We start from the raw sequence: 23,546 nt of genomic DNA, 5'->3' as shown, positions 1-23,546 counted from the left end.
TGTCCGCGGCGGAGCTACGCCGGGAACTTGCGGTCCACCCACCGGAACGTGAACTCGATCAGGGTCGCGGCGGCCGCCGCGATGCCGACCGCGATCCAGGGCATCGTCACGCCCTGGAGTTTGAGCTGGAAGAAGTCCTGGAGCCAGGGGACGACCAGGACGATCAGGAAGGCGCCGCCCATGGCGCCGACCAGGCCGACCCGCCACCACGTGTACGGGCGGGCGATGATCGCGAGGACCCACATCGAGGTGAGGAAGAGGGTCAGGGTGGCCGCGCTGGTCTCGGACTTGAGGGCGTCCGGGCCGGCGTAGTGGGCGCGGGCGATCAGGTACGTGATGAAGGTGGCCGTCGCCGCGATCACGCCGCCGGGGATGGCGTAGCGCATGACCCGTTTCACGAAGTGCGGCTTCGCGCGTTCCTTGTTCGGGGCGAGGGCCAGGAAGAAGGCCGGGATGCCGATGGTGAGGGTGGACAGCAGGGTCAGGTGGCGGGGCAGGAAGGGGTATTCGACCTGCGAGCAGACCACCAGGATCGCGAGGAGGACCGAGTAGACGGTCTTCGTGAGGAAGAGGGTCGCGACGCGGGTGATGTTGCCGATGACCCGGCGGCCCTCGGCGACCACCGAGGGGAGGGTCGCGAAGCTGTTGTTGAGGAGGACGATCTGGGCCACGGCCCGGGTGGCCTCGGACCCGGAGCCCATCGAGACGCCGATGTCGGCGTCCTTGAGGGCGAGCACGTCGTTGACGCCGTCGCCCGTCATGGCGACCGTGTGGCCCCTGGACTGCAGGGCCCCGACCATGTCCCGCTTCTGCTGCGGGGTCACGCGCCCGAAGACGGAGTTGGCGTCGAGGACCTGCGCCATGCCGGCCTGTTCGGTGGGGAGCTTGCGGGCGTCGACGGTGTTCTCGGCGCCCGGGAGGCCCAGCTTGCCGGCGACCGCGCCGACGGAGACGGCGTTGTCGCCGGAGATGACCTTCGCCTTGACGTCCTGGTCCTCGAAGTAGCGCAGCGTGTCGGCGGCGTCGGGGCGCAGCCGCTGTTCGAGGACGACGAGGGCGGTCGGGCGGACCCCGGTGGCCACGGCCTCGTCGTCGAGTTCGCGGGCGGAGCGGGCCAGCAGGAGGACCCGCAGGCCCTGTTCGTTGAGGTCGTTGATCTCGTCGAGGGCGGGGTCCCCGGTGGGGAGCAGGACGTCGGGGGCGCCCAGCAGCCAGGTGTTGTTCTCGCCGTCGCCCTCGCTGAAGCTGGCGCCGCTGTACTTGCGGGCGGAGGAGAAGGGGAGGGACTCGGTGCAGCGCCATTCCGCGCTGTCGGGATAGGCGTCGATGATCGCCTGGAGGCTGGCGTTGGGGCGCGGGTCGGACTCGCCGAGGGCGCCGAGCACCTTCTTGACGTACGCGGGGTCCGCGCCGCCGAGCGGGCGGAGCTCGGTGACGTCCATGCCGCCCTCGGTGAGCGTGCCGGTCTTGTCGAGGCAGACCACGTCGACGCGGGCGAGGCCCTCGATGGCGGGCAGCTCCTGGACCAGGCACTGCTTGCGGCCGAGGCGGATGACGCCGATCGCGAAGGCCACGGAGGTGAGGAGGACGAGGCCCTCGGGGATCATCGGGACGATGCCGCCGACGGTGCGGGCGATGGAGTCCTTGAGGTTGTTCTCCTTGACGAGCAGCTGGCTGATGATCAGGCCGATCGAGGTCGGGATCATCATCCACGTCACGTACTTGAGGATGGTGGAGATGCCGGAGCGCAGCTCGGAGTGGACGAGGGTGAAGCGGGAGGCCTCTTCGGCCAACTGGGCGGCGTAGGCCTCGCGGCCGACCTTGGTGGCGGTGAAGGCGCCGCCGCCGGCGACGACGAAGGAGCCGGACATGACCGGGTCGCCGGGCTTCTTCAGGACGGGGTCGGCCTCGCCGGTGAGGAGGGACTCGTCGATCTCCAGGCCGTCGGCCTCGCCGACGGATCCGTCGACGACGACCTTGTCGCCGGGTCCGAGTTCGATGACGTCGCCGAGGACGATCTCGGAGGTGGAGATCTCGGCGGTGCGGCCGTCGCGGCGGACGCTGGGTTTGGCCTCGCCGATGACGGCGAGGCTGTCGAGGGTCTTCTTGGCGCGCAGTTCCTGGATGATGCCGATGCCGGTGTTCGCGATGATCACGAAGCCGAAGAGGCTGTCCTGGATCGGTGCGACGATCAGCATGATCACCCAGAGCACGCCGATGATCGCGTTGAACCGGGTGAAGACGTTGGCGCGGACGATGTCGACGGTGGAGCGGCTGCTGCGGACGGGGACGTCGTTGACGTCGCCGCGCGCCACGCGTTCGGCCACCTCGGCGGTGGTCAGGCCGCCGGCCTTGAACCGGGGTGCGGGCGGCCGCATCGGGTGGACGGGATCCAGTTCGGCCCCCGCGTCGATGGCGCCGCCGGCCGGCTCCGGCCCGTCCTGTTCGATCTTCGCCCGCTGCGTCATGCTTCCGACGGTAAGGGCGGTTCGAACGCTTCACCCGCCGAGAAGTCCGAAGATCCGACTTCGGGATGACCCCAATCCTCCCTTGGTCCCCCTTGTACGGCCGTCCGGCACCCCTGGGGGTCAGGCCGGGCCGGGCTGCCGGTCCGGCGCGCCCGGCCCGGCCGGGGCAGGGGGGGCCGCAGCGGCGGCGGCAGCGTGGCGCTTGAGGGCGGCGTCGCGGCCCCGGACGTACCAGACGCCGATCAGGCCGAGGAAGCCGCCGGCCGCGCAGGTCCAGACCCACCACAGCATGCCGCGGTCGGAGAACCACCCGTAGAAGGGGAGCTGGACGACGAAGAGGACGAACCAGAGGATCGTGCCGCCGGTGATGGTGGCGACGACCGGACCCTCAAGGGGCTCGGGCGCCTCGTGCTTCGGAGTCCATTTCGCCATGCGGCAAGTCTAGGCGGGTGGCGGCTGCCGCCTTCCACGAGGCCCTGTCCCGGGGGTCTACGCGCGGAGATGGACGCTCCTTTCTTCATGTGTTCATACTGAAACGGTTTGGGCGTGGCCCATTTTCTTCGTATGAACCACCCAATGAGGACCGCATGAGCACCCCTGCCCCGGCCACCGCCACCGCGGCCAGCGCCCCGGAACCCGGCCCTCGCGAGACCTCGGTCCTCGATCGCCACTTCCGGATCTCCGAGCGGGGCTCGACCCTCGCCCGCGAGGTCCGCGGCGGCTTCGCGACCTTCTTCGCGATGGCCTACATCATCGTGCTGAACCCGATCATCCTGGGCAGCGCGAAGGACATGTACGGGCACCAGCTCGACGGCGGCCAGCTCGTCACCGCCACCGTCCTGACGGCCGCGTTCTCCACGCTCCTCATGGGCGTGATCGGCAACGTCCCGATCGCGCTCGCCGCCGGCCTCGGCGTCAACACGGTCGTCGCCCTCCAGCTCGCCCCGCGCATGAGCTGGCCCGACGCCATGGGCATGGTGGTGCTGGCCGGCTTCGTGGTGATGCTGCTGGTCGCCACCGGCCTGCGCGAGCGCGTCATGAACGCCGTCCCGCTGGGCCTGCGCAAGGGCATCGCCATCGGCATCGGCCTGTTCATCATGCTGATCGGCCTGGTCGACTCGGGCTTCGTCACCCGCATCCCCGACGCCGCGCACACCACCGTCCCGCTCCAGCTCGGCACGGGCGGCCACCTGCACGGCTGGCCCGTACTGGTCTTCGTCGTCGGTGTGCTGCTCACCCTCGCCCTGCTGATCCGCAAGACGCCGGGCGCGATCCTGATCTCCATCGTCGTGATGACGGTCGTCGCGGTCGCCGTCCAGCTCGTCGCCGGCCTCCCGAACGAGGCCTGGGGCCTGACCGTCCCCGAGTGGCCGGGCAATCCGGTGGCCGCCCCCGATTTCGGGCTCGTCGGCCAGGTGAGCCTGTTCGGCGGCTTCGAGAAGGTCGGGATGCTGACCGGCGTCCTGTTCGTCTTCACCGTGCTGCTGTCCTGCTTCTTCGACGCCATGGGCACGATCCTCGGTGTCGGCGACGAGGCGAAGCTGATCGACAAGGACGGCAGCTTCCCCGGGATCAACCGGGTCCTGCTGATCGACGGCCTGGCCGTCGCCTCGGGCGGCGCGACCTCCTCCTCGGCCACCACCTGCTTCGTGGAGTCCACGGCCGGGGTCGGCGAGGGTGCCCGTACCGGCTTCGCGAACGTCGTGACCGGCGGCCTGTTCACGGTCGCCCTGTTCCTGACCCCGCTCGCCACGATGGTCCCGTCCCAGGCGGCCACCCCCGCCCTGGTCGCGGTCGGCTTCCTGATCCTGGCCGGATCCGTCAAGGACATCGACTGGAGCGACTTCACCATCGCCGTCCCGGCCTTCCTGGCGATGGTGATGATGCCCTTCACGTACTCGATCACCAACGGCATCGGCATCGGCTTCGTGAGCTTCTGCGCGCTGCGTGCGGCGACCGGCCGGGGCCGTGAGGTCCCGGTGGCCATGTACGTCGTGTCGGCGGTGTTCGTCTTCTACTACGCGATGCCGGCCCTCGGCCTCACGTAAAGGTCGCGCACGGGGCGCGCGAGGGTCGCGCCCGGGCTCAGGTCAGCCCGTAGAACTTCTCTGTCTCGTCGACGGCCGCCTTGAAGCGTTCGTCGAAGTCATCGCGGATGAGCGTCCGGACCACGTAGTCCTGGACGCTCATTCCGCGTTTGGCGGCATGAGTCCGGAGCCTGTCGAGGAGCTCCCCGTCTATGCGCATGCTCAGCACATGTGTCCCCATGCCGAAAGAGTCGGGCCACCGGGTGCGGACGCGTGTCACTTTCCGCCGCCGACTCACCCGTACGAGTGACGACCGAAAATGGTTTTCCTTAGATAGAGTAATGAGTTACTCTAAAGAACATGCGTGACCTTACCCATGGCGACGATGCTGCCGCCGTGAACGACCTCCGCTCCGCCGTCATGCGGCTGGGCCGGCGCCTGAAGCACCAGCGCGTCGACGAATCGCTGAGCCCGACCGAGATGTCGGTCCTCGGCACCCTCGCCCGCTGCGGCCAGGCGACACCTGGCGAGCTGGCCCGGCGGGAGCACGTCCAGCCGCCCTCGATGACGCGCATCGTCGCGCTGCTGGAGGCCAAGGGCCTGGTCACGCTCGAACCGCACCCCGACGACCGCCGCCAGAAGGTGGTCCGTCAGACGGAGGAGGCCGAAGCGATGCTCGAAGAGAGCCGCCGCAAGCGCAACGCCTTCCTGGCCGGGCTCGCGGCCGAGCTGACCGAGGACGAATGGGCCAAGCTGCGCGAAGCCGCGCCCGTCCTGGAAAAGCTCGCGCACCTGTAGGAACGACGCCAGGAGGCGAAAGCTTTTGAGTACGGGAACCGGAGCAGACTCCGCACCCGGCCACATATCCACCCCCGACACCCCCCTCGCGGGCAAGAACTCCATGTTCAGCTCGCTGAAGATCCGGAACTACCGGCTCTTCGCGACCGGTCAGGTCGTCTCGAACACCGGCACCTGGATGCAGCGCATCGCCCAGGACTGGCTGGTCCTCTCCCTGACCGGCTCGGCCTCCGCCGTCGGCATCACCATCGCCCTGCAGTTCCTGCCGATGCTGATGTTCGGGCTCTACGGAGGCGTACTCGCCGACCGGCTGCCCAAGCGGCCGCTGCTCCTCACCACCCAGAGCGCGATGGGCCTGACCGGCATCGCGCTGGCCGCGCTCACCCTGGCCGGACACGTCCAGGTCTGGCACGTCTACCTCGCCGCCTTCGTCCTCGGCCTGATCACCGTCGTCGACAACCCGGCCCGGCAGACCTTCGTGCCCGAAATGGTCGGCAAGGACCAGGTCGCCAACGCCGTCAGTCTGAATTCGGCCAACTTCCAGTCCGCGCGGCTGGTCGGCCCGGCCATCGCCGGTGTGCTGATCACCGCGTTCGGCTCCGGCTGGGCCTTCCTGCTGAACGGACTGTCCTTCGCCGCTCCCATCGCCGGGCTGCTGATGATGCGGACGCACGAGCTGCACCCGGTCGAGCCGCGGCCCCGCGCCAAGGGGCAGCTGCGCGAAGGCCTGCGGTACGTCGCCGGGCGCCCGGAGCTGGTCTGGCCGATCGTCCTCGTCGGCTTCATCGGCACCTTCGGGTTCAACTTCCCGATCTGGCTGTCGGCGTACGTGAGCAACGTGTTCCACGGGGACGCGGGCACGTACGGGCTCTTCAACACGCTGATCGCGGCCGGCTCGCTGGCGGGCGCCCTGCTCGCCGCGCGGCGGGGGCACTCCCGGCTGCGGCTGCTGGTGGCGGCGGCCGTGCTGTTCTCGGTGCTGCTGACCGTGACCGCCTTCGCACCGGGCTTCTGGCTGTTCGCGGCGCTGCTCGTGCCGATCGGGATCTTCGGGCTGACGGTCAACGTGACGGCGAACTCCAGCGTGCAGATGGCCACCGACCCCGAGATGCGGGGGCGGGTCATGGCCCTGTTCATGATGGTCTTCACCGGCGGCACGCCGCTGGGCGCGCCGCTGCTGGGCTGGATCACCGACAGCTACGGGGCGCGGATCGGCATGGCTTCGGGTGGTGTGATCTCGCTGCTGGCGTCCGTCGCGGTCGCGGTGGTGCTGGCCCGAGTCGGAAACCTCCGGCTCCGCGTGAACCGCCACGGCGTGACGTTCGTCCCGGCGGTGCGCGAGCCCGACCTGGTCGCAGCCACCTGACGGCGCAGCCGGGCCCGGCGGCCTAGGGCCTGTCGTCAAACTCCCGTCTGCCCCGCGACGCCTGGCACGCGCTCTCGCCGCAGGGCCGCCCTCCGGGCGACGACGGGAGTTTGACGACAGGCCCTAGGCTCCGCGGCATGAGACTGTTCGCGGCCGTGCTGCCGCCCGACGCGGCCGTGGCCGAGCTGGCCGCGGCCGTGCGCGGCGTGCGCGACGACCGGCTGACCTGGACCGGCGAAGCCGGCTGGCACTTCACGCTGGCCTTCATGGGCGAGGTGCGCGACCAGGTCCTCCCCGACCTGCACGCCCGCCTGGCCCGGGCGGCGCACCGGACCGCGCCGTTCCCGCTGCGCCTGCACGGCTCCGGCCACTTCGGCGAGCGCGCGCTGTGGATCGGCGCGGCGGGGGACCTCGACGGGATGCGGCTGCTCGCGGAGCGGACCGACGCCGCCGCCCGGCGGGCCGGGGTCCCCATGGAGCAGCACCGCCGCTACACCCCGCACCTCACCCTGGCCCGGTCCCGCGAAGGGGTCCCCCTGCGGCCCTACCTCGACGCCCTCGCGGACTTCGAGGGCACGCCGTGGCGGGCCGCCACCCTGAGCCTCGTGCGCAGCAACCTGCCGGCCGGCGGGGTCCCCGGCGAGCAGCCCCGCTACGAGACCGTCGGGGCCTGGCCTTTGGAAGGATGACGGCCGTGACGGGAGGACCTGGTGTTCGGTCCCGGTTCAGCCGGAGGACTTGCGCCCGGCAGGCTCCCGTGGAGGACCCGGGGAAACGTCGCTCCCGGGCGGCCCGGTAGCCGCCCGACCGCCTCCGAAGGAGCCCCCGTGCCGCTGACCGTGCCGCCGACCGCCCCCGCCGTCGCCCCTGCCCCGGCCGTCGCCCCTGCCACCGTCGAGAGGCCCTCGCGCACGGCCACCCGGCGCCGGCTGCTGATGTGCCGGCCGAGGCACTACGACGTCACGTACTCCATCAACCCGTGGATGGACCCGGAGAAGAGCACCGACACCGCCCTGGCCGTCCTCCAGTGGGAGCGGCTGCGCGGCCTGTACCGGGAGCTCGGGCACGTCGTGGAGGAGATCGACCCGGTCGACGGGCAGCCGGACATGGTCTTCGCCGCGAACGGCGCCACCGTGGTCGACGGCAAGGTCTACGGCGCCCGGTTCCGGCACGCGCAGCGCACCGCCGAGGGTCCCGCCTACCTCAAGTGGTTCGAGAGCCGCGGCTGCCGCGAGCTGCTGTGGCCGGAGTACATCAACGAGGGCGAGGGCGACATCCTCACCGTCGGCCGCCGTCTGCTGGCCGGCACCGGCTTCCGCACCGACCCGCGCTCGCACGCCGAGGCGCAGGAGTTCTTCGGGCTGCCGGTGACCGGCCTGACCCTCGTCGACCCGGAGTTCTACCACCTGGACACCGCGCTGGCCGTGCTCTCGGACGAGGAGGTCATGTACTACCCGGCCGCGTTCTCCGAGGGGAGCCGGGCCGTGCTGCGCACGCTGTTCCCCGATGCGATCCTCGCCACCGCCGAAGACGCCGCCGTCTTCGGGCTCAACGCCTTCTCCGACGGCCGCCACGTCCTCCTGCCGGAGGCGGCCACCGGACTGAAGGCCCAGCTCAGCGCCCGCGGCTTCGAGCCGATCGGGGTCGACCTGTCCGAGCTCCTCAAGGCGGGCGGCAGCGTCAAGTGCTGCACGCTGGAGCTGCGCGGGCTGTGACCGGGCCGGGGATCGGGCCGGGGAACGGGGAGTGCGCGTACGGGACGGGGCGGCGGCCGCGTTAGGCTCGACGGGTGGATCCCAAGACCAGAAACCGTGTCATGGCCGGTGTGCTCGTGCTGATGTTCCTCGTCGTCGCCGTCGCGGCCGCCGTGGGGCAGTAGCGCGCCCTTGCTTCGAGTGGACTCGAAGCAGTTGGCTTGGGGCCCATGAAGTACACGCAGCTCGGACGCACCGGACTCAAGGTCAGCCGTCTCGTACTCGGCACGATGAACTTCGGTCCGCAGACAGACGAACCCACCAGCCACCGCATCCTGGACGACGCCCTCGCCGCAGGCCTGAACTTCGTCGACACCGCCAACGTCTACGGCTGGGGCGAGAACAAGGGCCGCACCGAGGAGATCATCGGCACCTGGTTCGCCCAGGGCGGCGGCCGCCGGGACAAGACCGTCCTCGCCACCAAGGTCTACGGGAACATGGCCGGCGACGGCGACCCGTGGCCCAACCACGACCGGCTGTCCGCGCTGAACATCCGGCGGGCCGTCGAGGCGAGCCTGAAGCGGCTCCAGACCGACCACATCGACCTGTACCAGTTCCACCACATCGACCGCCGGACCCCCTTCGAGGAGATCTGGCAGGCCGTCGACGTACTGATCCAGCAGGGCAAGATCCTCTACGCGGGGTCGTCGAACTTCCCCGGCTACAAGATCGCCCAGGCGAACGAGACCGCCGCCCGGCGCGGCTCGGTCGGGCTGGTCAGCGAGCAGTGCCTCTACAACCTCGCCGAGCGGCGCGCCGAGATGGAGGTCATCCCGGCCGCCCAGGAGTACGGGCTCGGGGTCATCCCGTGGTCCCCGCTGCACGGCGGCCTGCTGGGCGGGGTCATCAAGAAGGAGGTCGAGGGCGGTCGCCGGGCCTCCGGACGGTCGGCGGACGCGCTGGCCAGCAGCACGGTGCGGGCGCAGGTGCAGGCGTACGAGGACCTCCTCGACAAGCACGGCCTGGAACCCGGCGAGACGGCGCTGGCCTGGCTGCTGACCCGGCCGGGGGTGACGGGCCCCATCGTCGGTCCGCGCACCGCCGAGCAACTGGCCAGTGCCCTGCGCGCGCTGGAGCTGGAGCTGGGCGAGGAGGTCCTGGCCGGCCTGGACGAGATCTTCCCCGGCCCCGGTCCGTCCCCCGAGGCCTTCGCCTGGTGATCGCGCGGTGCTCCGGCCGCCGCCCCTGATTCCGGGGCGGCGGCCGGCTCACGGCAGGGGCGCCACCCGGGGCAGCAGGTCCTCGGCGGTGGTGTCCATGTGCAGTTGGATCAGGCGGTGCGGGAAGAAGAACCCGCTGTCCGTGCGGAAGAGCAGGATGCGCTGCTCGGCGGAGTACAGGAAGCGCCGGTAGCGGTAGGGGGTCCGCCCCCGGCGGGCGAGGACCGCGCGGATCGTCCAGTGGCGTACGACGGCCAGTCCCCCGTAGCGGAAGCCCCGCACCACGGCGAAGAGCATCCCCAGCAGGGCCGCGGCGAAGGCGGTGCGGCGGAGGTCCGGTTCGGGTGAGCCCAGCCCGATGAGCGCGGTCACGAACACGGCGGCGAGGGCGAGTCCCGCGAAACCGTGGACCAGGGAGAAGCGGACCGTGCGGCGGACGCCCTCGTTGGGCCGCGGGCGCCGGTCCTGGAGCGAGGGCTCGAACTGGTTGCCGACGAGGTACAGGATGCCCAGCCCGAAGGCCGCGGCCGGGGCGAGCCAGTCGGGGTCCGGGCAGAGCAGCCGGACGACGCAGCCGACCAGGGCCTGGACGCCGACCCACACGAAGACCGACAGCGCGAGGCGCTTGAGGGCGAACGTGCCCGGCGAGAAGACCGCCCGTTCGCGCCGCCGCCAGGTCCACCGCAGCTGCTCCACGGGGGAGAACACGTCGGTGAGCGCCCCTTCCATCTGGGTGGCCGTCACCCACAGGTAGGCGAGCACCACCACGACGGGCCCCGGCCCCGTCAGGTCGACGCCCGTCAGCAGCAGGCAGAGCAGGATGACCGCCATCGTCGTGATGTTGTCCCTCATGGGGATCCACAGGGCCCCGCGCCGGCTCCGCGCGTCCCCGCCCGCGCGCCGCGGCGTCCGCAGCAGGTGCTCCTCCGAACGGGCCGCCTGGGCCGCGGTGTTGCACACCATGGCCAGCGCCACGGCCGCGGCGCCCGGCACACTGGTGTGCAGCACCCCGGCCCGGTCCGCCGCCGCCAGCCACAGCACGGGGATCGCGAGGGCGCAGCCGGCCATGGCCACGGTCGGGACGACCTTCGGCAGGATCCCCTCCCGGCGCGACAGCCAGCTCAGGTCCAGCCGGTCCAGGTACAGGACGTGCTCGCCGCGTGCGGTGAGCGTCCGGGCCAGCCAGGTCAGCCAGGTCAGCGTCCGCTCCGGCGCGTCGTCCCGGCGCGGGCGCTCGCGCCGCAGGCACTCCTTCACGTACGCGTCGAAGATCCGGCTCCGGCGGTCGGCGGTACTGCCCCCGAGGCGCAGGTCGTCCGCCGGCCGGTTGGCGTACGCGACGCGGATGACGTGGAGCATCATCGGCGACTGGAGCAGCGGCCACAGGTCCTGGTTCTCCGCCAGCGCCGCGTGTACGTCGGCGAGGGCCGCCTCGTCGGCGTTGAGGAAGGTCTGGACGTCCTGCCGGGTCGGCGGCTGGATCTCGACGTAGCGCAGTGCCCGCAGGCCGCGGGCGAGGCGCCGCAGGTCGCCCTCGTCCGTCCGGCAGCCGACGGCCATGCCCGGGCACAGCGTGCGCAGGCGCAGCAACTCCCTGACGCACTGCGGCCGGTCCGCCTCCGGTACCTCGTCCAGGCCGTCCAGCACCGGGAGCAGCAGGTGCTCGTCCAGCCAGCTGCGCACCAGCACGCGCGAGACGCCCTGGAACCTGCTCATCACGGTGGCCAGCCATTCCTCGATCGGCTCGCCGCGGTAGCTGTCGAGGCGCAGGTAGACCGGGATGTACGAAGGGTCCGTGCCCTCGCCCCCGGCCAGCGCCTCCTCGGCCAGCCGGTGGGCGAGCAGGGCGAGCTGGGTGGTCTTGCCCATGCCCGGTCTGCCCAGCACCACCAGCTCGTCCATGTCCCCGTAGAGCGCGCGGACGCTGCTCACCGCGGTCGGCACCGGTACGGGCTCGGCCCGCCGCTGCGTGCGGCCGCGGCGCCGGCTCCCGGTGTCCTGCTCCGGCGGCTCCTCGAGGATCACGAACCGCGGCTCCAGGTAGTGGTGGGCCTCGGCGCGCCCGAGGTCTTCGGCGACCCGCCCCATGACCTGCTTGATCAGCCGCCGCCGCATCCGCACCGCGCGCCTGTCCCTGCGGGCGCGCACCGGGAAGGCGAACACCGCCGTCGCCCACGCGAGGAGGGTGCGCACGAGGCGGCGCAGGGGGTAGCGGCGCAGGGCGGCGCCGGGGCCGGAGAGGGGCTGCGCCGGGCCCGCCGGGCCTTGGGGGCCTGCGGGGCCTTCGTCGGCGACTCCGGGAAGCGGTGGGGGCTCCGCCCCCGCGGCCGGCTGCTGCTGCCGGGCCGCCGCCCGGTGCCAGCGCGGCTCCCACGCACCGGGGTCCCCGCCGAGCGCCCCGACGATCGAGCGGAAGGCGGTCAGGCCCGGGCGCCGCTTGCCGGAGAACGCCTCCGAGACGTAGGCGGGGCTGAGGTGTGCCGCGTCGGCCAGTGCCCTGACCGTCGGGCGGTCCGCTGGTTCCAGCTCCATGTAGAGCTCGTCGTGGACGCGGCGCATGAGCGCCGCCCAGGGCCGCAACTCCGGTGCTGCCGACTGTGGATCGGGCCGCTGCGGGCCCTTCGGACGGAAGCCCCCCGCTCCTGCCATTCACTCTCCCCGTTCGTGACCGGTTCATTCGCGTTCACCGTTCACCGCTGCCCGAAACCCCTGGTCAGGGGCTTGCGGCGGGCGTAGAAACGTTCTCGGCGGGGGTCGCCGCCGGCGGTGTCGCCGGGGTGCTCCGCCTCCGCCGCCGCCTCTGCCCGGGGCACCATCTTGGCCAGCCGGGCGGCGCTTGTACGGCCAACCGCCGGGTTCGGCCCGCTTGTTGTCGGATCCGCCGAAGTCCCCCTGCCCGCCCGTCCTTCGAGGAGTTCACCGATGACCGCAGCACGCCTTCTCGCCCCCCTCGGCGGCCTGTTGACGGCCGCACTGGGTGTCGTGGCCGAAGCACCCTGGTGGGTGGCCGTCGCCCTGCTGTTCGCCGTCCTGCTGGTGCTGCGGGCCGAGGCTCTCGTCAACGCCCGCAACGAAGCGCGCCGCGGGCTGCACGAGGACCGGCTCCTGGGCGAGGTGACCGGGAAACAGGCCCTGGACTACCTGAGGGAGATCAGGCGGGCCCAGCAGCCGGGCGCGGACCCGGGCGCGGCCGCGGACCCGGGCCCGGGCGCGGACCCGGAAGGGACGGCCTAGTCCCGCGGCCGGTACGGGCCGCCGATGCCCCAGGCCTGGTGGAGGACCGCCGCGAACTCGCCCGCCAGGCGGTGCTCCCCCGAGGCGTTGGGGTGGGTGCCGTCGTAGGTGTCGCGGTGGATGTCGTACGCCTCCGGGCGCGCGCCCAGCAGGATCGGCGAGGCGGCGGTGGTCAGATCGGCCACCGCCTTCGCCAGGAGCTCGTTGAAGCGGGTCACCTCGGCCGCGAAGGGGGCGTCCTCCTCGGCGCGGATGTTCGGGATCACCGGGAGGAGCACCATCCGGATGCCGGGGCGGGCCTCCCGGGCGGCCGCGACGAAACGGCGGACGTTGGCGGCGGTGTCGTCGGCGCCGGTGTAGAAGCCGAGGTCGATCAGGCCGAGGGAGACCAGCAGGACGTCGGGGCGGCCTTCGCGGGCGGCGGGACCGATCAGGGGGGCCATGTGCTGCCAGCCCTCGCCCCAGCCGGCCAGGTGGCGGCGGGCGTCCTGCGGGAAGCCGGGGTCGGCGTAGGCGTGGCTGGTGGGCGCGTCGGCGGCGGTGTCGTACAGCTCGCTGCGCGGGCCGACTATCCCGTACGGCCCGCCGGGGGTGGAGCCCAGGTGCTGCCACATCCGGTAGCGCCAGGTGTAGTCGCCGGCGCGTCCGATGGTCATGGAGTCGCCGACGAACATGAAACGCATCCGGTCATCATCGCGGATCACCCGACCCGAGCCCCTGTGATGCCGGACACGCCGGGCGGGCTGGCAGGCTGGGGGCATGCGCCTGCTGCCGTTGTCGTCCGCCTCCGCCGTCCTGGTACTCGCCGTGCTCCCGTCGTCGTCCGCCCTCGCGGCCGGGTCGGAGGGGCCCGCGGCCTCCTCGTTCACCATCTCCGATCCGCGGATCAAGGAGTCGAGCGGGCTGGCGGCCAGCCGTCTGCACCCGGGCGTGTACTGGACGCACAACGACAGCGACGACGGCCCGTACGTGTACGCGGTGGACTCGGCGACCGGCAGGACGGTGGCGCGGATCACCCTGACGGGGATCGGGCGGCCGCGGGACGTCGAGGCGATCTCGCTGGGGCCGGACGGGCAGCTGTACGTCGGAGACATCGGGGACAACAAGGACGGCACCTGGGACCACGTGTGGATCTACCGGTTCCCCGAGCCGAAGGAGCTGGGCGACGCCACGGTCAAGGCCGCGCAGTTCACCGTGAAGTACGCGGACGGGCCGCGGAACGCGGAGGCGCTGATGGTGCATCCGGTGACGGGACGGGTGTACATCGCGAGCAAGCACGAGAGCACGGGCGGGCTGTACGAGGGCCCGGAACGCCTGTCCGCGAGCGGGCCCAACGTGTTCCGGCGGGTCGCGGACGTGCCGTGGGTGACGGACGGGGCGTTCTCCCCCGACGGGAGCCGGCTGGCCCTGCGGGGCTACTTCACGGCCCGTACGTACGCCTGGAAGGACGGGCGGCCGGAGGGCGGGGGAGAGCGGGTGGACGCGCCGTGGCAGGGGCAGGCGGAGTCGGTGACGTACGCGCCGGACGGATCGGCGCTGATGTTCGGGTCGGAGGGCGGGTCCAGCCGCGTCGTGGCCGTCCCGCTGGCCGCCGCGACCGCCTCGCCCGCGCCGCCGAAGCCGGGCTCCCCCTCGCAGGCGGCTCCCCCGCCGGAGCCGACGGGCGAGTTCGGCAAGGGAGCCCTCGTCCTGGCGGCGGCCCTGGTGCTGGCCTTCGCCGCGAAGCGGCTGCTGCGGCGGCGGGGCTCGAAGTAGCCCCCGCCAGGACCCCCTACGACCGGTGCCGGGCCTCCTCGTCCAGCCGGTACTCCCCGGCGTCCGCGTGGTAGCCGTACAGCTCCCCGTAGCGGCCCCAGTCCGTGGCGGTCTCCAGCTGCTGCTCCACCTGTTCGCTCGTGTAGTGGTGCGACAGCAGGTCGCGGAAGAAGCCGGCCCGCTGCCGCGCCCCGCGCGACCGGCGCAGGGTGGTGTCGATGAGGCGGACCAGCGGGACCTCACGGGCGCCTTCGGCGAAGAGCTTCTTCGACTCCTGTACGTCGGCCCCCGCGAAGGCGGTGCCGCGCGGGGTCAGGACCAGGTGCAGGTCGCGCACCTCGGCCAGGCCCAGCAGCTCCAGCCCGTCCACCAGGGGCAGTACGTCGTCCACCTCCAGGCCCAGCTCGTCGGCGAGGTCCACCAGATCGTCGCCGTCCCCGCCGGCCGTGCCGCGCTGGAGGACGATCTCGGCCAGGCCCGCCATGCCGTCGACGCTGGCCTCCGGCAGCGGGGTGTTGGCCGGGGTCCGTTTGGCGGGCGGCGGTGCCGCCGGGGTCTTCGCGGCGCGGCCGGTCATCACCGCGTACACGGCGTCCACGATCTCCTCGAACTCCGGTGCGTCCCGGTCGCGGGGCCGCGCCAGGCCGACGGCGAAGGTCTCCTTGATGGTGCCGTAGGGGCGCGAGCCGAGGACGACGACCCGGTCGGCCATCAGCACCGCCTCCTCGATGTTGTGGGTGACCAGCACCACCGCCTTGGCGGGGAAGCGGCCGGAGGCCCACAGCTCCATCAGCTCGCCGCGCAGGTTCTCCGCCGTGAGCACGTCCAGCGCCGAGAACGGCTCGTCCATCATCAGCACGTCGGGTTCCACGACGAGGGCCCGGGCGAAGCCGACGCGCTGGCGCATGCCGCCGCTGAGCTCCTTGGGGTACGCAGACTCGAAGCCGTCCAGGCCGATCAGGTCGATGGCCTGGGTGGCCTGCCGGGCGCGCTCCTCGCGGTCCACGCCCTTGGCCTCCAGGCCCAGTTCGACGTTCTGCTGGACCGTGAGCCACGGCATCAGGGCGAACGTCTGGAACACCATCGCCGTGCCCGGGTTGGCGCCGCGCAGCTCCTCGCCCCGGTAGGTGACGGAGCCGGAGCTGGCCGGGATCAGGCCGGCCAGGCAGCGCAGCAGGGTGGACTTGCCGCTGCCGGACTTGCCGAGCAGGGCGACGATCTCGCCCTCGCGGATCTCCAGGTCGATGCCGCCGAGTACGGGCAGTTCGCCGTCGGCGCCCGCGTAGGACTTGGTGAGCGCGGCGGCCTTGAGGATCGCGGTCTCGGTCAACGGTGGTTCCTCACATCGAGTAGCGGCGGTCGGCGAGCCGGTACAGGGGCCGCCAGAACAGCCGGTTGAGCCCGACGACGTACAGGCTCATGACGGCGATCCCGGCGATGAGCTTGGGGAAGTTCCCGTCCTCGGTGGCGTGGAAGACGTACGCGCCGAGGCCGGTGGCGGTCAGGGTGGTTCCGGCGAAGGTGACGACCTCGCCGACGATCGAGGCGTTCCAGGCGCCGCCGGAGGCGGTGATGCCGCCGGTGACGTACGCGGGGAAGACGGCGGGCAGGATCAGCCGCTTCCAGCGCTGGATCCCGCGCACGCCGAGGTCGTCCATGGCCTCCTTGAGGTCGGAGGGGATGGCCATGGCCCCGGCGATGGCGTTGAAGAGGATGTACCACTGGGCGCCGAGCGCCATGAGCAGGACGCAGCCGATGTTGATGTCCAGGCCGGTCTTGAGGAAGAACCAGACGGCGACGGGGAAGAGCAGGTTGGCGGGGAAGCTGGCCAGGACCTGCACGACCGGCTGGGCGGTCTTGGTGAGGCGGGGCGAGGAGCCGATCCACACGCCGACGGGCACCCACACGACGGTCGCGGCGACGACGAGGACGGCGACCCGCAGGAAGGTGATCAGGCCGAGGTAGAGCGGTTCGCCGAAGACGCCGAGGCCGGTGGTGTCCTGGAGGTAGCGCAGGAGGTCGTAGAGCCCCCAGAGGATCACGACGGCGGCCAGTGCGGCGAAGGCGATGTCGCCGCTGCGGCGGCGTACGGGGTCCACGGACAGGGCCCGGTCGTCGCGGCCGAGGACGCGGGCGGCGCGGGCGGCGGCCTCGCGGCCGGGGGCGGTGGCGCGGCCGAGGAGGCCGGGCCACTGGGAGCGGCGCAGGAAGTCGAGTACGTAGCTGCGCTGGATGTCGCTCGCCTCGGACTGCTCGTTCTTGAACTTCTCGGCCCAGGCGGTGAGGGGGCGCCAGAAGACGAAGTTGACGGTGACGATGGTGACGGTCATGGCGAGGATGACCCAGCCGACCTTGCCGAGGTCCCCCTCGCCGATGGCGGTGCCGGCGTAGCTGCCGAGTCCGGGGACGGCGTAGTCGTGGCCGGAGACGCTGACGGCCTCGGAGGCGACGAGCATGAACCAGCCGCCGGCGAAGCTCATCATGCCGTTCCAGACGAGGTCGATGACCCCGGCCGGGACCTCGATGCGCCAGAAGCGCATCCAGCGGGTGAAGCCGAACGAGCGGGAGACCTCGTCGAGTTCGCGGGGCAGGGAGGTGAGGGTCGCGTAGAACCCGAAGGTCATGTTCCAGGCCTGCGAGGTGAAGATGGCGAAGATGACGGCGCATTCGAGGCCGAGCAGCGAGCCGGGGAACAGGGCGACGAAGAACGTGACGAGGACGGAGAGGAAGCCGAGGACGGGGACGGACTGGAGGATGTCCAGGGCCGGGATCAAGATCCGTTCGAGGCGCCGGCTGCGTGCGGCGGCGTACGCGTACGCGAAGGTGAAGACGACCGAGGCGAACAGCGCGATGAACATGCGCAGGACGCTGCGGGCGGCGTAGTACGGGAGGCGGGCGGGGTCGGTGTCGACGTCGGGGACGTCGGCGGGGTCGAAGTTGACGGTGGTGCCCTTGCCGACCTGGAGGACGAGGTAGAAGAGCACCAGCACCGCTGCGGCCACGGCGAAGTCCACCCACGTCAGGCGGCCCTTCGCGGGGGCGGCCTGACCGGTGTGCGGCGTGTCGGGGCGGGCGGTGTCCATCCGCTCCAGCGGACCACGCCCCTCCGCGTGCCGCGCCCCGGGTCACCCAACCGAGGGTCCCCCGGCGGAGCCGGGGGCCGGGTCGTGTCTTCCGGAGAAGGAGACGACCTAGGAGTGGCCCAGGTCGGCGGCCGGGAGGTCGGACGTGGGGACCGAGCCCGTGTCGGGGGACGGGCGGAGGGGGAACTCGTCCGCGGCCATCGAGTCGAGCACCGGCGGAGCCGGCCTCAGGGGCGCCGGCATGACCGCCGCCTCGGAGTGCCCGCCGCATCCGTACGACAGCGAGACCAGCCGCCCGTCGGCCGGGCTGAACTCGTTCGCGCACACCCCGAACGCCTGCCCCAGCGAGCCCCCGATCGCGACCAGGAAGCCGCAGGAGACACAGGACGCCGGCGCCGCCTGCGCCATCGGCGTCTTCGCGCCGAACGACTCGTCCCAGCGGTCGGCCGCGCTGTGCAGCCCGTACCGCGAGAGGACCCGCGTCCGGCGCATGCCCAGTTCCTCGGCCACGGCCGTGATGGACCCGCGGACCGGGACCACCGCGCGGTCGGTGACGTCCGCGTCCTCCGCCTCGACCAGCTCGGCCATCTCCGTGGAGACCACCGAGTTCGGCGGCGGCGCGTCCTCGCCCGACCAGCCCGGCTCCAGCCGCAGGTCCTCGGCGTCGGTGGGCAGCAGGTCACCCGGGCCCATGTCGCCGGGGCGCAGCCGCTCGCTCCACGGCACCCACTCGGGGGCCAGCAGCGCGTCGTCGCCGGGCAGCAGCACCGTTTCGTCGAGGGTGACGTTCTTGGCGCGGGAGGCGCGGGTCACGGTGACGGCCCAGCGCCAGCCGCGGTAGCCCGGCTCCTTGGACTCGAAGAAGTGCGTGACGACCCGGTCGCCCTCCGCCGCCGCGGAGACGTGCTCGCCCACCACACCGGGGAAGGCGGCCTCCTCGGCGGCAGCACGGGCGAGGTCTACCGCCTCGACGCACAGGCGGTCGGGGGTACGCGGGGTACGGCTTCGCGTCGTCGCAGCACTCACTGGTCTCGTTCTCTCCTACGCCGTCTCACGAGTGCGCCGTCCGTACTGTCGTCCACAACGACCCGTCGGTCCTGTCCGTACGTGGAACGGGCGGAGCGGACCAGAGGGCCGCGTCGACGTCCGCACCCGATCGGACTCCGGGCGCACCTTTATGCGATCCATTCTGCGGGATCGCGAAGAGGCGCGCGGCCAAGAGCAACCGCCGGTGGCGCGCTACGCACGCTACCTCCTTCGAAGCCCCGGGCCCACATGCAAGGTCCGATTCGCGGAGAAGGCGGCGCGGGGAGCGGCCCCCGCGACGCGCCGGGGAGGGTCCGGGAGGGACCTGTGGGGCACTATGGCCACGTGGCACCCGTACGGTCGTCCCGCGACGGCTCGGGACCGGCCAGGCGGGCCGGCCGGGCCCTGGGGCGTGCCCTGCACCTGCCCATCACCGGTACGGCGCGCGGCATTCGGCGGGCCACGCACGCGCACGGGGCCGGCGAGTCGGGCCTCGGCAAGCTGATCGAGCTGCACGCCATCAACGGCGCCGGCGACATGATGATCACCGTGGCGCTGGCCTCCACGGTGTTCTTCTCCGTCCCCACGGACGAGGCACGCGGCCGGGTGGCCCTGTACCTGGCGATCACGATGGCCCCTTTCACCCTGCTGGCTCCGGTGATCGGGCCGCTGCTGGACCGGTTGCCGCACGGGCGCCGGGCCTCGATGGCGGCGGCGATGCTGGCGCGGGCGCTGCTGGCGCTGATGATGTCGGCCGCGGTGGCCACGGGCGGTCTGGAGCTGTATCCGGCGGCGCTGGGGGTGCTGGTCTCCTCGAAGGCGTACGGGGTCGTGCGCAGCGCGGTGGTGCCGCGGCTGCTGCCGCCCGGGTTCTCGCTCGTCAAGGCGAACTCCCGGGTCACGCTGGCCGGACTGCTGGCCACGGGCGTGGCGGCGCCGGTGGGGGCCGGGCTGCACCAGATCGGCCCGCAGTGGCCGCTGTACGGGGCCTGCGCGATCTTCGTGTGGGGCACGTTCGCGGCGTTCACGCTGCCGCACAAGGTGGACGAGGCGCGGGGAGAGCGGCGGGCCCGGCTGTCCACGCACGAGGCGCACTCGAAGCGTCCGGGGCTGCGGACGGTCAGCCGGTCGGTGCTGTGCGGGCTGCTGGCGAACGCGTCGATGCGGGCCCTGTCCGGGTTCCTGATCTTCTTCCTGGCGTTCCTGCTGCGCGAACATCCCCTGGCGGGGCAGAGCGCGGCGGTTTCGCTGGGCATCGTCGGCGTGTCGGCGGGCGTGGGGAACGCGTGCGGCACGGCGGTCGGGGCGTGGCTGCGGGCGAGGGCGCCGGAGGTGATCATCGCGGCGGTGCTGTGCCTGACGCTCGGGGTCGCGGTGCTGGCGGCGGCGTTCTTCAGCGGGCTGTTCATGGCGGTGCTGGGCGCGACGGCTGGCTTCTGCCAGGCGCTGGCGAAGCTGTCGCTGGACGCGATGATCCAGCGGGACGTGCCGGAGGCGGTACGGACCTCCGCGTTCGCCCGTTCGGAGACACTGCTCCAGATGGCGTGGGTGCTGGGGGGTGCGATCGGGATCGCGCTGCCGTTGAACGGGGTGCTGGGGATGTCCGTCGCCGCGGGCGTGGTCGCCCTCGGCACGACCATGGCCCTCCGCGGCCTCATGGACGCCCCCCGCCACCACCCGGGCACCCCCCGCCCCCGCGTCGCGTGACCCGCCCGGCGCCGCGCCCCAACCCAGCCCCGCCGGCGTTTGAGGCGCGGAGTGCGGGGCGGAGCCCCGTGTCGTGGGCCGGGCGCAGCCGCGGGCGGAGCGGCGCGCCGCAGGCCGGGGGACCCCGTGCAGCGGCGCAGCCCAGCGGCCCGATAGCCTTCGGCTCATGACCGCACCGCTTTTCTCGGGTAGGGCCCGCCGCAGCGTCGCGGCCCTCGGAGCCGTGTCCGCCGGCCTCCTCCTCCTCTCCGCCTGCGACAAGCCGACACCGCTGGCGACCGTGACGGTCGGCACCTCGTCGGTGTCCGCCGAAGCCGCCTGCCACGGTGGCGCCGAGCCGCTGTCCATGGACAAGGTCCAGGACTGCCTCACGAACCTGAAGGACGCCAAGACCGTCGAGTACGCCCGCGGCGACACGCTGCGCCTCGGCGTCGAGCCGGACGTCGTCGAGGACGGCAAGAAGTGGCAGGCGGTCCTGGACGGGCAGCCCATCACCGAGCCCTCCTCGAACACCTACCGCAGCTTCCCGGGCGCCGACGTCTTCGCGACCGGCGGCCAGGGCGAGGCCCCCGCCTCGAAGAAGCTCGCGTTCGTCCAGGTCGGCGAGGACGGCAAGCCGCTCTCCGTCTGGACCTTCAACCTCAAGCTCAAGTAACCGGGCGGCACCGGTGCGCGCGCTCGTCGTGACCGCGGTGGCGGCGGAGGCTGACTCCGTCGTGACCGGGCTGACCCCTCATCCGGACGCTTTCGGTCCTGAGCCGCGCACCCTTCCCGGGGGTTACCTCGTCGCCCGCCGGGACCTCCCGGGCATCGCCTTCGACGTGCTCGTCGGGGGCGTCGGTCCGGCCGCCGCCGCAGCCGGCACCGCCACCGCCCTGGCCGTCGGCTCGTACGCGCTCGTCGTGTCGGCCGGCATCGGCGGCGGGTTCCAGCCCGCCGCCCCGCCCGGCTCGCTCGTCGTCGCGGACGCGATCGTCGCCGCCGACCTGGGCGCCGAGACCCCCGACGGCTTCCTGGACGTGGGGGCGCTCGGCTTCGGGCACAGCGTGCACCTGCCGCCCGCCGAGCTCGCCGCGCGCGCCGCCGAGGCCACCGGGGCGCTGCTCGCGCCCGTGCTCACCGTCTCCACCGTCACCGGCAGTGCCGCCCGGACGGCCGAGCTCGCCGCCCGGCACCCGATGGCCGGGGCCGAGGCGATGGAGGGCTTCGGAGTGGCGGAGGCGGCCGCCGCGCACGGGCTGCCCGTCCTGGAGATCCGCGCCGTGTCCAACGCCGTGGGCCCGCGCGACCGTGCCGCCTGGCGGATCGGGGACGCGCTCGCCGCCCTCGCCGACGGCTTCCGCGCGCTGGGGCCCGTACTCGCGAACTGGGGAGAACGCCATGAGCACCGGTGAACCGCTGAAGATCGCCTACTCGCCCTGCCCGAACGACACGTTCGTCTTCGACGCCTGGGCGCACGGCCGGGTCCCGGGCGCTCCCGCCCTCGACGTGACCTTCGCCGACATCGACATCACCAACGGCATGGCCGAGCGCGGCGAGCTGGACGTGCTGAAGGTGTCGTACGCGGTGCTGCCCTGGGTGCTCGAGGAGTACGCGCTGCTGCCCTGCGGCGGGGCGCTGGGGCGCGGCTGCGGTCCGCTCGTGCTGGTGAAGGACGCCGGCCCGGCCGGCGGGGCGGGGCCCGACCTGAGCGGCAAGACGGTCGCGGTGCCGAGCGAACGCTCCACCGCCTACCTGCTGTTCCGGCTGTGGGCGGCGGACGTGCTGCCGGCCGGGGTCGGCAAGGTCGTCGTACTGCCGTTCAACGAGATCATGCCCGCGGTGCGCGACGGCCGGGTGGACGCCGGACTGGTCATCCACGAGGCCCGGTTCACCTATCAGGACTACGGGCTGCACTGCCTGGCCGACATGGGCGAGCACTGGGAGTCCACGACCGGGCTGCCGATCCCGCTGGGCGCGATCATCGCGAGGCGTGCGCTGGGCGAGGCGACCCTGAAGGCGCTGGCCGAGGCGGCCCGGGCGTCGGTCCGGATGGCCTGGGACGACCCGGAGGCCTCCCGTCCGTACGTACGGGCCCACGCGCAGGAGCTGGACCCGGCCGTCGCCGACCAGCACATCGGGCTCTACGTCAACGAGTTCACCGCCGACCTCGGCGACTCCGGGTACGCGGCGGTGCGCGGGCTGCTGACCCGGGCGGCCGCCGAGGGGCTGGTACCGGCCATTTCGCCGGGCGCGCTGGCCTTCCCGTAGCCCGCGGGGCGGACGCGGCCACCGCATGCGTGTGCCCCGCCACTCCGTCGGGGGCGGGGCACGGACGTGGTGCGGCCGGCTCAGACGTCGAGCTGGTCGGCCACCGCGCGCAGCAGACCGGCGATCTTCGTGCCGTGCACCTTGTCGGGGTAGCGGCCGCGCTCCAGCATCGGCGTGATGTTCTCCAGCAGGGTCGTGAGGTCCTGCACGATCGAGGCGAGCTCGTCGGGCTTGCGGCGCTGGGCTGCCGCGACGGACGGTGCCGGGTCCAGGACCGTCACCGAAAGTGCCTGGTCACCGCGCTGGCCGGCGACGACACCGAACTCGACGCGCTGGCCGGGCTTGAGGGAGTCGACCCCGGCAGGGAGCACCGACGAGTGGACGAAGACGTCGCCGCCGTCGTCGCGGGAGAGAAAGCCGAAGCCCTTCTCGCTGTTGAACCACTTGACCTTGCCGGTAGGCACGTCCGTCCTCTGTCCTTGTGCTCGTCGGGGTCCGAAGTGCCGTGGAACGGCTCCGGATAACAGTGCAGCGGGTCAACTGTGACCCGCCACCTCAAGGCTAATGGTCGAGGGCCAGGTGACAAGACGTTCCCCGGTCCTTCGCCGTCGGCCACTCAGGCCAGGGAACTACCCTGGTGAGGTGACTGTTACTCCTCCTGCCGACGAAGCACGGCCCGGCGACGCCCTGGTGAAGGCCGGCGGCATCGTTTTCATCGTGGGCGCCGTGGCCACGCTCGCGACGATGGCTCCGCTGTTCCTGGACCTCGACCCGTTCCCCTCGTACGCGTGGGCCGTGTGCATGCTGATGGGCGTGGGCTTCGCGATCTCCGCGGCGGGCGTACTCCGCTCGGCCGCGGCCCAACGCCGCGCGGCCCGCGCCTCACAGGCGTAGCCGCGGCCGCCGGCACGGCCGCGG

Annotated in this window: 22 protein-coding genes; 13 read left to right on the top strand and 9 right to left on the bottom strand. The window is 72.5% G+C overall.

Annotation, left to right across the window (positions count from 1 at the left end; translation table 11 throughout):
• Positions 1 to 14: 14 nt before the first annotated feature.
• Complete coding sequence (locus ACTVZO_RS24030; protein ID WP_443300349.1) at positions 15 to 2,468, bottom strand: HAD-IC family P-type ATPase; 2,454 nt, start codon at positions 2,466 to 2,468, stop codon at positions 15 to 17.
• A gap of 120 nt (positions 2,469 to 2,588) precedes the next feature.
• Positions 2,589 to 2,900, bottom strand: a complete 312-nt coding sequence (locus ACTVZO_RS24025; RefSeq protein ID WP_443300348.1) for a DUF2530 domain-containing protein — start codon at positions 2,898 to 2,900, stop codon at positions 2,589 to 2,591.
• A gap of 155 nt (positions 2,901 to 3,055) precedes the next feature.
• Here ACTVZO_RS24025 and ACTVZO_RS24020 point away from each other — a divergent pair, with 155 nt between their 5' ends.
• Entirely contained in the window at positions 3,056 to 4,516 is a 1,461-nt protein-coding gene (locus tag ACTVZO_RS24020) for an NCS2 family permease (protein WP_443300347.1), read from the top strand.
• Between the two features lie 37 nt (positions 4,517 to 4,553).
• Here ACTVZO_RS24020 and ACTVZO_RS24015 read toward each other — a convergent pair whose 3' ends face one another.
• Positions 4,554 to 4,736 (bottom strand): hypothetical protein, encoded by a 183-nt coding sequence (locus tag ACTVZO_RS24015; protein ID WP_030156886.1) that lies wholly within the window; start codon positions 4,734 to 4,736, stop codon positions 4,554 to 4,556.
• 119 nt (positions 4,737 to 4,855) lie between these two features.
• On the opposite strand from ACTVZO_RS24015, the gene ACTVZO_RS24010 reads away from it, so the two are divergent.
• From ACTVZO_RS24010 to ACTVZO_RS23990, 5 genes are all read left to right on the top strand, one after another.
• The gene (locus tag ACTVZO_RS24010) at positions 4,856 to 5,293 is read left to right on the top strand and encodes a MarR family winged helix-turn-helix transcriptional regulator (protein WP_362303244.1); all 438 of its coding nucleotides are present in this window, start codon (positions 4,856 to 4,858) and stop codon (positions 5,291 to 5,293) included.
• A 25-nt stretch (positions 5,294 to 5,318) separates the two neighbouring features.
• Positions 5,319 to 6,659, top strand: coding sequence for an MFS transporter (locus ACTVZO_RS24005; protein ID WP_443300346.1), 1,341 nt, complete (start codon positions 5,319 to 5,321; stop codon positions 6,657 to 6,659).
• A gap of 137 nt (positions 6,660 to 6,796) precedes the next feature.
• Positions 6,797 to 7,348, top strand: coding sequence for an RNA 2',3'-cyclic phosphodiesterase (thpR, locus tag ACTVZO_RS24000; protein ID WP_443300345.1), 552 nt, complete (start codon positions 6,797 to 6,799; stop codon positions 7,346 to 7,348).
• A gap of 138 nt (positions 7,349 to 7,486) precedes the next feature.
• Positions 7,487 to 8,374 (top strand): dimethylargininase, encoded by an 888-nt coding sequence (gene ddaH / locus ACTVZO_RS23995; protein ID WP_443300344.1) that lies wholly within the window; start codon positions 7,487 to 7,489, stop codon positions 8,372 to 8,374.
• 209 nt (positions 8,375 to 8,583) lie between these two features.
• A complete protein-coding gene (locus ACTVZO_RS23990; RefSeq protein ID WP_443300343.1) occupies positions 8,584 to 9,573 on the top strand; it encodes an aldo/keto reductase in 990 nt (329 codons plus the stop codon).
• Between the two features lie 48 nt (positions 9,574 to 9,621).
• On the opposite strand, the gene ACTVZO_RS23985 is transcribed toward ACTVZO_RS23990, so the two are convergent.
• Positions 9,622 to 12,222, bottom strand: a complete 2,601-nt coding sequence (locus ACTVZO_RS23985) for an NACHT domain-containing protein (protein WP_443300342.1) — start codon at positions 12,220 to 12,222, stop codon at positions 9,622 to 9,624.
• Positions 12,223 to 12,495: 273 nt separating this feature from the next.
• Here ACTVZO_RS23985 and ACTVZO_RS23980 point away from each other — a divergent pair, with 273 nt between their 5' ends.
• On the top strand, positions 12,496 to 12,807 hold the full coding sequence (locus ACTVZO_RS23980; protein WP_443300341.1) for a hypothetical protein: 312 nt from the start codon (positions 12,496 to 12,498) through the stop codon (positions 12,805 to 12,807).
• Here the strand turns inward: ACTVZO_RS23980 and ACTVZO_RS23975 are convergent.
• Positions 12,804 to 13,490, bottom strand: a complete 687-nt coding sequence (locus tag ACTVZO_RS23975; protein ID WP_443300340.1) for a GDSL-type esterase/lipase family protein — start codon at positions 13,488 to 13,490, stop codon at positions 12,804 to 12,806. The two genes, ACTVZO_RS23980 and ACTVZO_RS23975, sit on opposite strands and share 4 nt — an antisense overlap.
• 76 nt (positions 13,491 to 13,566) lie before the next feature.
• Between ACTVZO_RS23975 and ACTVZO_RS23970 the strand changes: the two genes are divergently transcribed.
• Positions 13,567 to 14,562, top strand: coding sequence for a WD40 repeat domain-containing protein (locus tag ACTVZO_RS23970; RefSeq protein ID WP_443300339.1), 996 nt, complete (start codon positions 13,567 to 13,569; stop codon positions 14,560 to 14,562).
• 16 nt (positions 14,563 to 14,578) lie between these two features.
• Here the strand turns inward: ACTVZO_RS23970 and ACTVZO_RS23965 are convergent, their stop codons facing one another.
• From ACTVZO_RS23965 to ACTVZO_RS23955, 3 genes are all read right to left on the bottom strand, one after another.
• A complete protein-coding gene (locus ACTVZO_RS23965) occupies positions 14,579 to 15,892 on the bottom strand; it encodes an ABC transporter ATP-binding protein (RefSeq protein WP_443300338.1) in 1,314 nt (437 codons plus the stop codon).
• A gap of 10 nt (positions 15,893 to 15,902) precedes the next feature.
• A complete protein-coding gene (locus ACTVZO_RS23960) occupies positions 15,903 to 17,645 on the bottom strand; it encodes an ABC transporter permease (protein WP_443300337.1) in 1,743 nt (580 codons plus the stop codon).
• Between the two features lie 108 nt (positions 17,646 to 17,753).
• The gene (locus ACTVZO_RS23955) at positions 17,754 to 18,671 is read right to left on the bottom strand and encodes a DUF3027 domain-containing protein (protein ID WP_443300336.1); all 918 of its coding nucleotides are present in this window, start codon (positions 18,669 to 18,671) and stop codon (positions 17,754 to 17,756) included.
• 327 nt (positions 18,672 to 18,998) lie between these two features.
• On the opposite strand from ACTVZO_RS23955, the gene ACTVZO_RS23950 reads away from it, so the two are divergent.
• From ACTVZO_RS23950 to ACTVZO_RS23935, 4 genes are all read left to right on the top strand, one after another.
• Positions 18,999 to 20,378, top strand: coding sequence for an MFS transporter (locus ACTVZO_RS23950; protein ID WP_443300335.1), 1,380 nt, complete (start codon positions 18,999 to 19,001; stop codon positions 20,376 to 20,378).
• A 166-nt stretch (positions 20,379 to 20,544) separates the two neighbouring features.
• Positions 20,545 to 21,033: a DUF2771 domain-containing protein gene (locus tag ACTVZO_RS23945; RefSeq protein WP_443300334.1), complete on the top strand. Its 489-nt coding sequence runs from the start codon at positions 20,545 to 20,547 to the stop codon at positions 21,031 to 21,033.
• 13 nt (positions 21,034 to 21,046) lie between these two features.
• Entirely contained in the window at positions 21,047 to 21,772 is a 726-nt protein-coding gene (locus ACTVZO_RS23940) for a futalosine hydrolase (RefSeq protein WP_443300333.1), read from the top strand.
• On the top strand, positions 21,759 to 22,628 hold the full coding sequence (locus ACTVZO_RS23935) for a 1,4-dihydroxy-6-naphthoate synthase (RefSeq protein WP_443300332.1): 870 nt from the start codon (positions 21,759 to 21,761) through the stop codon (positions 22,626 to 22,628). Before ACTVZO_RS23940 ends, ACTVZO_RS23935 begins: the two co-directional genes overlap by 14 nt.
• Positions 22,629 to 22,708: 80 nt before the next feature.
• On the opposite strand, the gene ACTVZO_RS23930 is transcribed toward ACTVZO_RS23935, so the two are convergent.
• The gene (locus ACTVZO_RS23930) at positions 22,709 to 23,092 is read right to left on the bottom strand and encodes a cold-shock protein (protein WP_322975534.1); all 384 of its coding nucleotides are present in this window, start codon (positions 23,090 to 23,092) and stop codon (positions 22,709 to 22,711) included.
• Positions 23,093 to 23,270: 178 nt separating this feature from the next.
• On the opposite strand from ACTVZO_RS23930, the gene ACTVZO_RS23925 reads away from it, so the two are divergent.
• Entirely contained in the window at positions 23,271 to 23,522 is a 252-nt protein-coding gene (locus ACTVZO_RS23925; RefSeq protein ID WP_362303208.1) for a hypothetical protein, read from the top strand.
• Positions 23,523 to 23,546 lie beyond the last annotated feature (24 nt).

Origin of the sequence: Streptomyces sp. IBSNAI002, from assembly GCF_052244475.1 — a bacterium.
Classification (GTDB): Bacteria; Actinomycetota; Actinomycetes; order Streptomycetales; family Streptomycetaceae; genus Streptomyces.
This window is presented reverse-complemented; position numbering and strand designations above follow the sequence as displayed.